10 protein-coding genes are annotated in these 13,885 nt (G+C 69.7%); 9 read left to right on the top strand and 1 reads right to left on the bottom strand.

Going from position 1 to position 13,885, the window contains the following annotated elements:
- Positions 1 to 52 precede the first annotated feature (52 nt).
- From OG735_RS16330 to OG735_RS16320, 3 genes are all read left to right on the top strand, one after another.
- The gene (locus tag OG735_RS16330) at positions 53 to 2,419 is read left to right on the top strand and encodes a HelD family protein (RefSeq protein ID WP_327328342.1); all 2,367 of its coding nucleotides are present in this window, start codon (positions 53 to 55) and stop codon (positions 2,417 to 2,419) included.
- A gap of 504 nt (positions 2,420 to 2,923) precedes the next feature.
- Positions 2,924 to 4,357: an NAD-dependent malic enzyme gene (locus OG735_RS16325; RefSeq protein ID WP_327323903.1), complete on the top strand. Its 1,434-nt coding sequence runs from the start codon at positions 2,924 to 2,926 to the stop codon at positions 4,355 to 4,357.
- Positions 4,358 to 4,670: 313 nt separating this feature from the next.
- Positions 4,671 to 4,952 carry an HU family DNA-binding protein gene (locus OG735_RS16320; RefSeq protein WP_326650212.1) on the top strand — a complete coding sequence of 94 codons (282 nt, stop codon included), beginning with the start codon at positions 4,671 to 4,673 and terminating at the stop codon, positions 4,950 to 4,952.
- Positions 4,953 to 5,546: 594 nt separating this feature from the next.
- Here the strand turns inward: OG735_RS16320 and murA are convergent.
- On the bottom strand, positions 5,547 to 6,887 hold the full coding sequence (gene murA, locus OG735_RS16315; protein ID WP_327323902.1) for a UDP-N-acetylglucosamine 1-carboxyvinyltransferase: 1,341 nt from the start codon (positions 6,885 to 6,887) through the stop codon (positions 5,547 to 5,549).
- Positions 6,888 to 7,140: 253 nt separating this feature from the next.
- Here murA and OG735_RS16310 point away from each other — a divergent pair, with 253 nt between their 5' ends.
- The 6 genes from OG735_RS16310 (at position 7,141) to OG735_RS16285 (ending at position 13,863) form a co-directional block, all read left to right on the top strand.
- Positions 7,141 to 7,701 carry a YqgE/AlgH family protein gene (locus OG735_RS16310; protein ID WP_327323901.1) on the top strand — a complete coding sequence of 187 codons (561 nt, stop codon included), beginning with the start codon at positions 7,141 to 7,143 and terminating at the stop codon, positions 7,699 to 7,701.
- A gap of 111 nt (positions 7,702 to 7,812) precedes the next feature.
- Positions 7,813 to 8,100: a DUF3039 domain-containing protein gene (locus tag OG735_RS16305; RefSeq protein WP_327323900.1), complete on the top strand. Its 288-nt coding sequence runs from the start codon at positions 7,813 to 7,815 to the stop codon at positions 8,098 to 8,100.
- A 220-nt stretch (positions 8,101 to 8,320) separates the two neighbouring features.
- Positions 8,321 to 9,625, top strand: coding sequence for an extracellular solute-binding protein (locus OG735_RS16300; protein ID WP_327323899.1), 1,305 nt, complete (start codon positions 8,321 to 8,323; stop codon positions 9,623 to 9,625).
- 740 nt (positions 9,626 to 10,365) lie between these two features.
- A complete protein-coding gene (locus OG735_RS16295; protein ID WP_327328341.1) occupies positions 10,366 to 11,340 on the top strand; it encodes a carbohydrate ABC transporter permease in 975 nt (324 codons plus the stop codon).
- Complete coding sequence (locus tag OG735_RS16290; protein ID WP_327328340.1) at positions 11,301 to 12,176, top strand: carbohydrate ABC transporter permease; 876 nt, start codon at positions 11,301 to 11,303, stop codon at positions 12,174 to 12,176. The genes OG735_RS16295 and OG735_RS16290 overlap by 40 nt, the downstream gene beginning before the upstream one ends.
- Positions 12,177 to 12,180: 4 nt before the next feature.
- Positions 12,181 to 13,863, top strand: coding sequence for a beta-N-acetylhexosaminidase (locus tag OG735_RS16285; protein ID WP_327323898.1), 1,683 nt, complete (start codon positions 12,181 to 12,183; stop codon positions 13,861 to 13,863).
- The last annotated feature ends 22 nt before the right edge of the window (positions 13,864 to 13,885 follow it).

Below are 13,885 nucleotides of genomic sequence, written 5' to 3'. Positions count from 1 at the left end.
TGCACGTCAGAAGGGGGCCTCGGTGGCCGCGCAGGATGCCGCTGTAGATTCCATGGTCGAATCCGCCGTTGACACGGTCAGGGACCGTGAAATCGGTGTTGAGCAGGAACATCTCGACCAGGTGTACCGCCGCCTCGAGGAGAAGATCCACGAGGCGGAGTTCTTGATGAACGACGCCGCCAAACGCGGCCAGGTCGGCACGCCGGGCGCGCTCGCCGAGCGGGACGCCCAGGTCTTCAGGGCGGGTGTGCACCTCAACCGCCTGAACAACGAGTTCGAGGACTTCCTCTTCGGCCGGATCGACCTGCTGTACGGCAAGGACGGCGAGAAGGGCCCGGACGGGGCATACACCTCGGTCGAGCCCGCCGACGACGCCGTACGCGCCGACAACACCGCCGAGATCGGCGAGACCCTGCACATCGGCCGTATCGGCGTTCTCGACTCCGACTACGCGCCGCTGGTCATCGACTGGCGGGCCCCGGCCGCCGCGCCCTTCTACCGCTCGACGCCGGTCGATCCCGGCCGGGTGGTACGCCGCCGGGTCATCCGCTCCAAGGGCCGCAAGGTCCTCGGCGTCGAGGACGACCTGATGCGCCCGGAGCTGACCGCCACGCTGGACGGCGCCGCGCTCCCGGTCATCGGGGACGGCGCGCTGATGGCGGCGCTCGGACAGGCCCGCAGCCACTCGATGCGGGACATCGTCGCCTCCATCCAGGCGGAGCAGGATCTGGTGATCCGCGCCCCGGCCGCTTCCGTGACGTATGTCGAGGGTGGCCCGGGGACCGGCAAGACAGCGGTGGCCCTGCACCGGGCGGCGTATCTGCTCTACCAGGACCGCAGGAGATACGCGGGCGGCATCCTCATCGTCTCGCCGACCCCGCTGCTCGTCGCGTACACCGAGGGCGTGCTGCCTTCGCTGGGTGAGGAGGGGCAGGTCGCGATCCGCGCGGTCGGCAATCTGGTCGACGGCGCGGAGGCCACGGCGTACGACGAGCCGGCCGTGGCCCGGATCAAGGGCTCCTCGCGGATGCTGAAAGTGCTGCGCCATGCCGCGCGGGGCGCGCTGGAGCTGTCGGGACCCGCGGTGGAGCCGGCGGGGCAGCTTGCCTTCGGCGAGGAGCCCCAGACCCCGTCCGGAGCGCCCGACCGGCTGCGCGTCGTGGCCTTCGGCCGCCGCCTCGAGATCGAGGCCGACGAGCTCCATCGCATCCGCCACAACGTCCTCGGCGGCACCACCCCGGTCAATCTGCTGCGCCCGCGCGCCCGCAGGCTGCTGCTGGACGCCCTCTGGTCGAAGTCCGGATCCGCGGGGCGCGGTGCGTCTTCTTCGCTCGGCGACCCCGAGCTCGCGGCCGAGCTGCGGTCCTCCTTCGACGAGGACATCAGCGGCGAGGACAGCTTCATCGAGTTCCTGGACGCGTGGTGGCCGGAGCTGACGCCGCGCGGCGTGCTCGTCGCGATGGCCGACGAGCGGCGGCTGGGCCGGTGGGCGCGGCGGGTGCTCAACCCGGGCGAGGTGCGCCGTCTGGCCCGCTCCCTGCGGCGGCTCGGCGACGACGGCCGGGGCCCTCTCTCCGTACACGACGTGGCCCTCCTGGACGAGCTGGGGACACTGCTGGGCACCCCGGCCCGTCCGCGCAGGAAGCGTGAACTCGACCCGCTGGACCAGCTCACCGGACTGGAGGAGCTGATGCCGCAGCGCCAGGAGTCGCAGCGCGAGCGTGCCGAGCGGCTGGCGCAGGAACGTACCGAGTACGCGCATGTCATCGTCGACGAGGCGCAGGACCTGACTCCGATGCAGTGGCGGATGGTCGGCCGCCGCGGCCGGCACGCCACCTGGACGGTTGTCGGCGATCCGGCGCAGTCGTCCTGGTCGTCCCCGGACGAGGCGGCCGAAGCACGCGACGAGGCGCTCGGCAGCCGTCCGCGCCGCCGCTTCGAGCTGACCGTCAACTATCGCAATCCGGCCGAGATCGCCGAGCTGGCGGCCAAGGTGCTGGCGCTGGCGATGCCGGGCATGGAGTCGCCGTCCGCGGTCCGCTCCACGGGCGTACGGCCGCGCTTCGCGGTGGTGCGGGACGGTGACCGGGCCTCGGCCGTACGGGCGGAGGCGAAGCGCCTGCTGGACCAGGTGGACGGCACGGTCGGTGTCGTCGTCGCGATGAACCGGCGCGAGCAGGTGGCACGGTGGCTGGCCGGGCTCGGCGAGCGCGTGGTGGCGCTCGGCTCGCTGGAGGCGAAGGGACTGGAGTACGACGCGACCGTCGTTGTCTCGCCCGCGGAGATCGCGGACGAGTCCCCGGCCGGGCTGCGGGTGTTGTACGTGGCGCTGACGCGGGCGACCCAGCAGCTGACGGTGGTCTCGGACCGGCGCGACGAGCCGGACGCGAACGGCGTGCCTGACCTCCTGCGGGACTGATCCGGGTCTGATCCGGGACTGATGGGGGGCCGGTCCGGGACTGATGGGGGGCCGGTCCGACGCCGGCCCGGTACTGAACGGACGCTGATCCGTTCTGATTCCGAGCAACCCGCGATGCGGGAATCGCCTACCGGGATTGTTGGTCCCGGGGGCGTCCCCCGGGAAAAACACAGTGTTAGCCTGAGTGTGGCACCGGCTCGATCCAAGCCCCCGGGCCCAACCTTCGTCGCTGCGAGCGACCACTTGCCGCGAGGCGAGCATGGCGGGTCGGTGCCACCTTTTCGTACGAGAGACAGGTCCGCGTCACCGGAAGGTGGCGCGGACCTGTTTCATTGGGGGCTTCCGCCGGGACAGCCCCATCTCGTATGGTGGAAAGCTGTTTCCGAAAACTAAATGACCACTATTACCTGCTACTCGCAGGTAGGTGCGACCATCGGAAAGCGTCGCCGGGCATGAGCCGCGGCCGCATGGCAATGAAGCTAGCGAAAGCAGAGGAACCCGGTCATGGCAACGGCGCCCAGCGTCTCGTACTCGATGACGGTCCGGCTGGAGGTCCCCGTGAGCGGTACCGCGGTCTCCCAGCTCACCACGGCCGTGGAGTCCTCCGGCGGCTCTGTGATCGGCCTGGATGTGACCGCTTCCGGCCACGAGAAGCTGCGGATCGACGTCACGATCGCAGCGAGCTCGACCGCGCACGCCGACGAGATCGTCGAGGAGCTGCGCAAGATCGTGGGCGTCGTCCTCGGCAGGGTCTCCGACCGTACGTTCCTGATGCACCTCGGCGGCAAGATCGAGATGCAGTCCAAGCACCCCATCCGCAACCGTGACGATCTCTCGATGATCTACACGCCGGGCGTGGCGCGGGTCTGCATGGCGATCGCCGAGAACCCCGAGGACGCCCGACGCCTCACCATCAAGCGCAACTCCGTTGCAGTGGTGACCGACGGCTCCGCCGTCCTGGGCCTCGGCAACATCGGCCCCATGGCCGCGCTCCCGGTGATGGAGGGCAAGGCGGCCCTCTTCAAGCGCTTCGCCGGCATCGACGCCTGGCCGATCTGTCTCGACACCCAGGACACCGACGCCATCGTCGAAATCGTCAAGGCGATCGCCCCCGGCTTCGCGGGCATCAACCTCGAGGACATCTCCGCGCCCCGCTGCTTCGAGATCGAGGCGCGGCTGCGCGAGGCCCTGGACATCCCGGTCTTCCACGACGACCAGCACGGCACCGCGATCGTCGTCCTCGCCTCGCTGACCAACGCGCTGCGCGTGGTGGGCAAGGCCATCGGGGACGTACGGGTCGTCATGTCCGGCGCCGGCGCGGCCGGTACGGCCATCCTGAAGCTCTTGATCGCGGCAGGCGTCAAGCACGCCGTCGTCGCCGACATCCACGGTGTGGTGCACGCGGGCCGCGCGGACCTGGTGGCCGCCGCTCCCGACTCGCCGCTGCGCTGGATCGCCGACAACACCAACCCCGAGGGTGTCACCGGAACGCTCAAGGAAGCGGTCGTCGGCGCGGACGTCTTCATCGGCGTGTCCGCCCCGAACGTGCTGGGCGCGGAGGATGTCGCGGCGATGGCCGACGGCGCGATCGTCTTCGCGCTCGCGAACCCCGACCCGGAGGTCGACCCGGCAATCGCCCGCCAGACGGCGGCAGTTGTCGCCACCGGCCGCTCCGACTTCCCCAACCAGATCAACAACGTGCTGGTCTTCCCGGGCGTCTTCCGCGGTCTGCTGGACGCCCAGTCCCGTACCGTCAACACGGAGATGATGCTCGCCGCGGCCGCGGCGCTGGCGGATGTCGTCACCGAGGACGAACTCAACCCGAACTACATCATCCCGTCCGTCTTCAACGACAAGGTCGCGGGAGCGGTCGCCGGAGCGGTACGCAACGCCGCGAAGACGGCCGGCGCGGCTGTGACGGGCCCCACGTCGTCCTGACGTACGGCGCGTCGCGGGTCGCGGGGCCGGGAATGCGGCTCTAGGGTGACGGACCATGAGCCCCGCGCTCGAGGCTCTGCGGCTCCGCGGAGTCTCCGAAGAGTAGACGGAACGTCACCACGACGAGGCAGTGGCGCTTTTCGTGTGACTCCGGAGGGTGCCGGATTGGCTTTCCCGCCGCTGGTGGGGGCAGGATGCGTATTCGGGCGCGAGGGTCTGACAGCAGACCCGGGTCCGGGGACTGTCCGAGGGCCCTGGCAGCATCGGCTTCGATCTCACGCCTCACAGGCAAGAAGAACACGGGAGTAACAACATGAACCGCAGTGAGCTGGTGGCCGCGCTGGCCGACCGTGCCGAGGTGACCCGGAAGGACGCCGACGCTGTACTGGCCGCTCTCGCCGAGGTGGTCGGCGAGGTCGTCTCCAAGGGCGACGAGAAGGTCACCATTCCCGGCTTCCTGACCTTCGAGCGCACCCACCGTGCCGCTCGCACCGCTCGTAACCCGCAGACCGGCGACCCGATCCAGATCCCGGCCGGCTACAGCGTGAAGGTCTCCGCGGGCTCCAAGCTCAAGGAAGCCGCCAAGGGCAAGTAAGCCCCGAGGCACAGCACGAAGGGCGGCCACCCTGTATGTCGGGTGGCCGCCCTTTGCGTGCGTACGGGCCTTCCAGGGCCCGTGGAGCCCCGTTACCGGGGCTGCGCCCCCAGACCCCCCGTACGCCCTTCGGGCGTGTCCTCAATCGCCGGACGGGCTGAAGGATCCGGGGTCGCAATTCAGCTCGCCGGCGTTTGAGGCGCGGGGCCTGGCGTCGGAAATCCAGCCCCGCCGGCGTTTGAGGCGCGGAGGCCCGGGGCCCCTTTGCGTGCGTACGGGCCCTTCCGGGGTTCCGTGGAGCCCCGTTACCGGGGCTGCGCCCCCAGACCCCCCGTACGCCCTTCGGGCGGGCTGGAGGATCCGGGGTCGCAATTCAGCTCGTCGGCGTTTGAGGCGCGGGGGCCTGGGGGCGAAGCCCCCGGGGGTCAGATGAGCGCGCCGCCGGGGAGTTCGACCTTCGCGCCCGGCTTCTCGAGCTTCTCCATGCTGTGCTGTCCCGGGGGATAACCCCCGGACCCCCAGTACGGGTGCGCGTCCGGAGACGAGGACGGCCCCCGGTCAGGGGGCCGTCGTCGGCGTCTCGGTCTCTCGGTGTCAGATGAGCGCGCCGCCGGGGAGTTCGACCTTCGCGCCCAGCTTCTCGAGCTTCTCCATGAAGTTCTCGTAGCCGCGGTTGATCAGGTCGATACCGTGCACCCGCGACGTACCCTGTGCCGCCAGCGCCGCGATCAGGTACGAGAAGCCACCGCGCAGGTCAGGGATGACCAGGTCCGCGCCCTGGAGCTTCGTCGGGCCCGACACGACCGCCGAGTGCAGGAAGTTGCGCTGACCGAAGCGGCAGTCCGAGCCGCCCAGGCACTCGCGGTAGAGCTGGATGTGCGCACCCATCTGGTTGAGCGCGGAGGTGAATCCCAGCCGCGACTCGTACACCGTCTCGTGGACGATGGACAGACCCGCCGCCTGGGTCAGCGCCACCACCAGCGGCTGCTGCCAGTCGGTCTGGAAACCGGGGTGTACGTCCGTCTCCAGGGCGATCGCGTTGAGCGAGCCGCCCGGGTGCCAGAAGCGGATGCCTTCGTCGTCGATCTCGAAGGCGCCGCCGACCCTCCGGTACGTGTTCAGGAACGTCATCATCGAGCGCTGCTGCGCGCCGCGCACATAGATGTTGCCCTCGGTCGCCAGCGCCGCCGACGCCCAGGAAGCCGCCTCCAGGCGGTCCGGGATGGCCCGGTGGGTGTAGCCGCCGAGCTTGTCGACACCGGTGATCCGGATGGTCCGGTCGGTGTCCATGGAGATGATCGCGCCCATCTTCTGCAGTACGCAGATGAGGTCCTCGATCTCCGGCTCCACCGCCGCGTTGGAGAGCTCGGTGACGCCCTCCGCCAGTACCGCCGTCAGCAGCACCTGCTCCGTCGAGCCGACCGACGGGTACGGAAGGCGGATCTTGCAGCCACGCAGCCGCTGCGGGGCCTCCAGGTACTGGCCGTCCGCACGCTTCTCGATCGTCGCGCCGAACTGGCGCAGCACCTCGAAGTGGAAGTCGATCGGCCGGCCGCCGATGTCGCAGCCGCCCAGGCCCGGGATGAAGGCATGGCCGAGCCGGTGCAGCAGCGGGCCGCAGAACAGGATCGGGATGCGTGAGGAGCCCGCATGCGCATCGATGTCAGCGACGTTCGCGCTCTCGACGTGCGACGGGTCGAGCACCAGCTCACCAGGCTCGTCGCCGGGCCGGACCGTCACTCCGTGCAACTGCAGCAGTCCGCGTACGACGCGCACATCACGGATGTCGGGCACATTGCGCAGCCGGCTCGGCTCACTGCCGAGCAGGGCGGCGACCATCGCCTTGGGCACGAGGTTCTTCGCGCCGCGAACGCGGATCTCGCCCTCCAGCGGGGTTCCGCCGTGGACAAGCAGTACATCGTCTGTGCCGGTCATGAATCTCGCGTTCCGGAGTGGTCGGACGGGGGGCCAGTGAAAAGGGTAAGGGGCGTACACCCCTGTCCCGTAAGGCCAAGGACGGTCCTGGGACGTAATGAATTGGGCACAACACGTTCAGTCCGCGCGGGTGTGCGGAGCGTCACCACTGGGCGTTCCGGAGTCGGTGGCGTCCGCCGTGCCCTGAGCTGCGTCGGCTCACACTGTGCCCCGCGCTCCCCGCGGAGGGCGAAGATGCGGGATCATGTCTCGCATGACCGAGGTGTCCTCGCTCACAGGGCGGCTACTTGTCGCCACACCCGCCCTCGCGGACCCGAATTTCGACCGGGCGGTGATTCTGCTGCTCGACCACGACGACGAGGGCTCGCTCGGCGTCGTCCTCAACCGGCCGACACCGGTGGTCGTCGGCGACATCCTGGAGTCCTGGGCCGCACTGGCGGGTGAGCCCGGCGTGGTCTTCCAGGGCGGCCCGGTCTCGCTCGACGCCGCGCTCGGTGTCGCCGTGATCCCGGGCGACGAGGGGCCGCTGGGCTGGCGGCGGGTGTACGGCGCGATCGGTCTGGTCGACCTGGAGACGCCGCCGGAGCTGCTCGGTGCGGCGCTGGGCTCACTGCGGATCTTCGCGGGGTACGCAGGGTGGGGGCCGGGCCAGTTGGAGGACGAGCTGAACGGCGGCGCCTGGTACGTCGTCGAGTCGGAGCCGGGTGATGTGTCGTCGCCGCGGCCGGAGAGCCTGTGGCGGGCGGTGCTGCGGCGGCAGCGCAGCGAACTGGCGATGTTCGCGACGTATCCGGACGACCCGTCGCTCAACTGACCTCCCGCGACGTGTCGCGGCCTCCCGGGACCTCCCGCGTGGACGGCGCCCGGGCGCGGGTGGGGCCCCGTGGCGGCCGGTGGGGCTTCGACGTGAGTACCCTTGGAGCTCATGAGCACTCTTGAGCCCGAGCGCGGGACAGGCACGGGAACCCTCGTGGAGCCGACGCCGCAGGTGTCGAACGGCGACGGCGACCACGAGCGCTTCGCCCATTACGTCCAGAAGGACAAGATCATGGCGAGTGCCCTCGACGGCACTCCCGTGGTGGCACTGTGCGGGAAGGTCTGGGTGCCGGGGCGCGACCCCAAGAAGTACCCCGTCTGCCCGATGTGCAAGGAGATCTACGAGTCCATGGGCCCTGGCGGCGACAAGGACAAGGGCGGCAAGGACAAGAAGTAACTCCTCGGGTCCTGCCGTCGTGAACGGCCCCCGGGGTGCGCATGCGTGCGCACCCCGGGGCCGTTTGTGTGCGTGCTCCCGTTGCACGGGGTGCAGCTGCCGGTCACAGAGTGGTTGAGACCTCTTGTCCGGTTGTTTGCCCGGCTCTAGCCTCCTGCGTGTTGTGCAGAACGAAACGTACGTTGCACATGTTGCAACGCCTACTCGTAGGGGACAACGCATGAAGCTGTCTGCCCGAATTGCCGCCCCCGCCGCGGCACTTGTGCTGGCGGGCCTCACCGCCACCGCCTGCGCCCCCCAGACCTCCGACAACAGCGCCAAGAAGGACGAGAAGACCGGCACCCTGCGCGTCTGGCTCTTCCAGGAGGTCAACAACAAGCCGAAGGAGCAGGTCGTCGAGGCCGCCGTCGCCGCGTTCGGCAAGGAGCACAAGGACACGAAGGTCGAGATCGAGTACATACCGGTCGAGACCCGCGCCCAGAAGATCAAGGCCGCCTTCAACGACCCGAAGAGCGCGCCGGATCTGATCGAGTACGGCAACACCGACACGGCCGGATACGTCAAGGACGGCGGACTCGCGGACGTCAGCGCGGAGTTCACCGCCTGGGACGAGGCCAAGGACACCGACCCGACCGCCAGGCAGTCGGTCACGGTCGGCGGCAAGATCTACGGCGCGCCGCTCTTCGTCGGCGTACGCGCGCTGTACTACCGCACCGATGTCTTCAAGGAGCTGGGTATCGCGGCTCCCAAGACCCAGGACGAGCTGATCGCCACCGCCAAGAAGATCCACAAGGTGAAGCCGGAGCTGTACGGGCTCGCGGTCGGCGGCGCGTACACCTATGGCGCGATGCCGTTCATCTGGGCGCAGGGTGGCGAGCTCGCCGAGGAGAGCGGCGGTTCGTACAAGGCGGCCATCAACAGCCCGGCCGCACAGAAGGGCATCACGGCGTACACCTCGCTCTTCGGCGACGACAACTGTCCGGCCGCGAAGTGCGCCTCGATGGGTGGCAACGCGACTGTGACGGCCTTTGCCTCCGGCAAGGCGGCGATGGCCATCGGCGGCGACTTCAGCCACCAGGCGGTGGAGGCGGGCTCGGTGAAGGGCAAGTACGCGGTGGTGCCGCTGCCGGGCCTGAAGGCGGGCGAGACGGCGCCGGCCTTCGCTGGCGGCAACAACATCGGCGTACTGAAGAGCAGTTCGCACCGCACGACGGCGGTGGACCTGATGAAGCAGTTCGCGGGCAAGGAGACGCAGCGCAAGCTGTTCGACGCGATGGGCTTCCTGCCGACGTACACGGATGTCCGGTCGGAGGTGGCGAAGAAGGAGCCGTTCGTCGACCCCTTCGTCAAGACCCTGGGCGCGGGAGCCAAGTTCGTCCCGGCCTCACCGGGCTGGGGTCAGATCGATGCGTCGCTGGTGCTGCCGACGATGTTCCAGGAGATCGTGAGCGGCAAGAAGGACGTGGCGGCGGCGTCGGGTGACGCGGCGAAGAAGATGGACGCGGCGTTCGCTGCCGCGGGCTGAACGCGATGACGAACGGTACGAACCCGGGTCCGGACGGCCCGGACGGCCCGGACGCCCCGGACCGCGCGGGGACACGCGAGGGGGCAGCGGTGCCTGTTGCCGAGGCGGGCGTCCCGGATGGCTCGGGCCCGCGCGCCGAGTCCGACGAGCCGGGCGGTGCTCCTGCGGCGGTCGACGAGGCCGACGGCTCTGCGGGCGCTTCGACCGAGGCCGCTGCGTCGGCCGGTGGGGCGGGTGTTGACGACGCTTTGCTCGCTGTCGGCAGTGCGGGCGTCCGAGACATCCCGGGCCCGCGCGCGGAGTCCGGCGGGCCGGGCGGTGGTCCTGCGGTGGTCGACGAGGCCGGCGGCTCTATGGGCGCTTCGACCGAGGCCGCTGCGTCGGCCGGTGGGGCGGGTGTTGACGACGCTTTGCTCGCTGTCGGCAGTGCGGGCGTCCGAGACGTCCCCGGCCCGCGCGCCGAGTCCGGCGGGCCGGGCGGTGGTCCTGCGGTGGTCGACGAGGCCGGCGGCTCTGCGGGCGCTTCGACCGAGGCCGCTGCGCCTGCCGACGGGGCGGGCGCGGCAACGGGGGCGGCCGCGTCTGCCGCCAAGTCGGCTGCGTCGGCCGGCACGGCGGCGTCCGCAGTCGGGGCCGGCGCGTCGACCGACGCCTCGGTCGCCACCGACAGCGCGGGCGTCCGAGACGTCCCCGGCCCGCGCGTCGGGACCTCCACGGCCGGCCGGTCCGGCGCAGCCGCGGTGCCCACGGGCTCGGGGCGCAAGGGCGGCCCGGACGGCCCGCAGGGTGCCCAGGGTGCCGGGAAGGCGCGCGCATACCGTGGGCCCGTCCGCGGACAGGGGCGTGGGGGCTGGACGCCGTGGCTCTACCTCGCGCCCGCGCTCGTCGTCCTCGGCGGGCTGCTCGTCTACCCCATCTACCAGCTCGGCCTGATCTCCTTCCTGGAGTACACCCAGGCCCAGGTCAGCGGCGGCGAACCGACCACCTTCCAGGGGCTCGGCAACTACCGCACCCTCTTCGCCGACAGCCAGTTCTGGCAGGTCCTGCTCGCGACCCTGGTCTTCGCCGCCTCCTGCGTCGTCACCACGCTCGCCGTGGGCTGCGGCCTCGCCGTCCTGCTGACGCGCGTACGGGCCCTGCCCCGCCTCGCGCTGATGCTGGCCGCGCTCGGCGCATGGGCCACCCCGGCCATCACCGGGTCCACGGTCTGGGTCTTCCTCTTCGACCCGGATTACGGACCCGTCAACCGGCTCCTCGGCCTCGGCGACTTCTCGTGGACGTACGGGCGCTACAGCGCCTTCGCGCTCGTGCTCCTCGAAGTGGTGTGGTGCTCATTCCCGTTCGTGATGGTGACGGTGTACGCGGGCATCAAGGCGATCCCCGGCGAGGTGCTGGAGGCGGCCTCGCTCGACGGCGCCTCGCAATGGCGGATCTGGCGCTCCGTCACCGCCCCGATGCTCCGCCCCATTCTCGTCGTCGTCACCATCCAGTCGATCATCTGGGACTTCAAGGTCTTCACCCAGATTTATGTGATGACGAACGGCGGAGGCATCGCCGGACAGAATCTCGTGCTCAATGTGTACGCCTATCAGAAAGCCTTCGCGTCCTCGCAGTACAGCCTGGGCTCGGCGATCGGCGTCGTGATGCTGCTGATTCTGCTCGCGGTCACCCTCGTATATCTGCGACTGCTGCGACGCCAGGGAGAAGAGCTGTGAGCCTGCCCCGCATCCACCGCCCCTGGCGCCTCGCCGCCGAGGCATCCACGCTCGTCATCGCGGTCGTCGTGGCCTTCCCGCTGTACTGGATGGTGCTCTCCGCCCTCAAGCCGGCAGGCGAGATCCAGTCGACCGGGGCACGGCCCTGGACGCTTTCCCCTTCGCTCGACTCTTTCCGCCGCGTCTTCGAACAGCATGAATTCGGCCGTTATTTCCTCAACAGCCTGCTCGTCGCGGGGGTGGTCGTCGTTGTCTCCGCACTGATCGCCTTCCTGGCGGCGACGGCGGTCACCCGGTTCCGCTTCACGTACCGCACCACCCTGCTGATCATGTTCCTGGTCGCGCAGATGGTGCCGATCGAGGCGCTGACGATCCCGCTGTTCTTCCTCATGCGGGACTTCGGTCAGCTGAACACCCTCGGCTCGCTGATCCTGCCGCATATCGCCTTCTCGTTGCCGTTCGCGATCTGGATGCTGCGCGGCTTTGTGAAGGCGGTCCCCGACGCGCTGGAGGAGGCGGCGTACATCGACGGCGCGAGCCGGACGCGCTTCCTGTGGCAGATCCTCTTCCCGCTGGTTTTCCCGGGGCTGGTGGCGACGAGCGTGTTCTCGTTCATCTCGACCTGGAACGACTTCCTGTTCGCCAAGTCCTTCATCATCAGCGACACCTCGCAGTCGACGCTGCCGATGGCGCTGCTGGTCTTCTTCAAGCCGGACGAGAACGACTGGGGCGGGATCATGGCAGCGTCTACGGTGATGACCGTGCCGGTGCTCGTCTTCTTCGTACTCGTACAGCGACGTCTGGTCTCCGGACTCGGCGGCGCGGTGAAGGACTGACGCGATGACCTCCGCAGAGAGCTCCACATCGACCTCCACATCGACCTTCACAGAGACCTCTACGCCGACTTCCACGGATCTGATTCCGGCGCCGCGGACTGTCGACGGTCCGTACCGCACCCCCTTCGTTTTCGCTACCGGTACCGCACTCGCCGCGGCTCCCGGCACGGAGGGCGTCGCCCGCTGGCTCCGTACGGTCGTGGGCACCGCCCTCGGCCGCGATCTGCCCCCCGGCGCGGCCGGAGCCGACCACACCATCACGCTGCTGATCGATCCGTCCCTGGCGCCCGAGGCCTACCGCCTCACGGTCTCGTCGGCCGTCGAGATCGTGGGCGGCAGCTCCGCCGGGGTGTTCTGGGGAGCCCAGACGTTGCGTCAACTCCTCGGTCCTGATGCGCACCGACGGGCGTGCCCGGACCCGGAAGCCCGGCGAGGTGTCCCGCACCAGGTCATCGAGGACAGCCCCCGCTTCCCCTGGCGCGGCCTCATGCTCGACGTTTCACGGCACTTCCTGCCCAAGGACGACGTCCTGCGCCACCTCGACCTCCTCGCCGCCCACAAGCTCAACGTCTTCCACTTCCACCTCACCGACGACCAGGGCTGGCGCATCGAGATCAAGCGCCATCCGAGGCTGACGGAAGTCGGTGCCTGGCGGGAACGCACCAAATACGGCCACCGCGCCTCCGCGCTCTGGGACGAGAGGCCGCACGGCGGTTACTACACCCAGGACGACATCCGCGAAATCGTCGCGTACGCCGCCGAGCGGCATATCACCGTCGTCCCCGAGATCGACATCCCCGGCCACTCGCAGGCCGCCATCGCCGCGTATCCGGAACTGGGCAACACCGACGTCATCGACACAACCACCCTCTCCGTCTGGGACAACTGGGGTATCAACCCGAACGTACTCGCCCCCACTGACAACACCCTCCGCTTCTACGAGGGCGTCTTCGAGGAGGTCCTCGGCCTCTTCCCCGCCACCTTCATCCACATCGGCGGCGACGAGTGCCTGAAGGACCAGTGGAAGGCCTCTCCGGCCGCCCAGGCCCGTATCAAGGAACTCGGCCTGGCCGACGAGGACGAGCTCCAGTCCTGGTTCATCAGGCACTTCGACAGCTGGCTCGCCGACCGCGGCCGCCGTCTCATCGGCTGGGACGAGATCCTCGAGGGCGGCCTCGCCCCGGGCGCCGCCGTCTCCTCATGGCGTGGATACGCCGGCGGGATCGCCGCGGCGGAAGCAGGACACGACGTCGTCATGTGCCCCGAGCAGCAGGTGTACTTGGACCACCGCCAGCACGGCGGCCCCGACGAGCCGATGCCCATCGGCTATGTACGCACCCTCGAGGACGTCTACCGCTTCGAGCCCGTGCCCCCGTCCCTGTCGCCGGAGGCCGCCGCGCACATCCTCGGCACCCAGGCCAACGTCTGGACCGAGGTGATGCAGGACCGTTCCCGCGTCGACTACCAGGTCTTCCCCCGGCTCGCCGCCTTCGCCGAGGTCGCCTGGTCCGCACTCCCTGCGCCCGCCGAGCGCGACTTCGCGGACTTCGAGCGACGAATGACCGCCCACTACGCGCGCCTTGACGCGCTCGGTGTCGATTACCGCCCGCCCGGCGGCCCGTTGCCGTGGCAGAAGCGACCCGGCGTGATCGGACGCCCGATCGAGGGTGCGCCCCCAAACGTGTGAGCCCGGTGTAAAGCTGTGTGTC

The sequence above is a fragment of the Streptomyces sp. NBC_01210 genome (assembly GCF_036010325.1).
Lineage (GTDB): Bacteria > Actinomycetota > Actinomycetes > Streptomycetales > Streptomycetaceae > Streptomyces.
This window is presented reverse-complemented; position numbering and strand designations above follow the sequence as displayed.

Bases quoted from the DNA above. Each gene is read 5' to 3' on its own strand.
- OG735_RS16325 (WP_327323903.1), top strand. From the start codon at position 2,924: ATGGCAACGGCGCCCAGCGTCTCGTACTCGATGACGGTCCGGCTGGAG.
- OG735_RS16300 (WP_327323899.1), top strand. From the start codon at position 8,321: ATGAAGCTGTCTGCCCGAATTGCCGCCCCCGCCGCGGCACTTGTGCTG.
- murA (WP_327323902.1), bottom strand. From the start codon at position 6,887: ATGACCGGCACAGACGATGTACTGCTTGTCCACGGCGGAACCCCGCTG.
- OG735_RS16330 (WP_327328342.1), top strand. From the start codon at position 53: ATGGTCGAATCCGCCGTTGACACGGTCAGGGACCGTGAAATCGGTGTT.
- OG735_RS16320 (WP_326650212.1), top strand. From the start codon at position 4,671: ATGAACCGCAGTGAGCTGGTGGCCGCGCTGGCCGACCGTGCCGAGGTG.
- OG735_RS16310 (WP_327323901.1), top strand. From the start codon at position 7,141: ATGACCGAGGTGTCCTCGCTCACAGGGCGGCTACTTGTCGCCACACCC.
- OG735_RS16305 (WP_327323900.1), top strand. From the start codon at position 7,813: ATGAGCACTCTTGAGCCCGAGCGCGGGACAGGCACGGGAACCCTCGTG.
- OG735_RS16285 (WP_327323898.1), top strand. From the start codon at position 12,181: ATGACCTCCGCAGAGAGCTCCACATCGACCTCCACATCGACCTTCACA.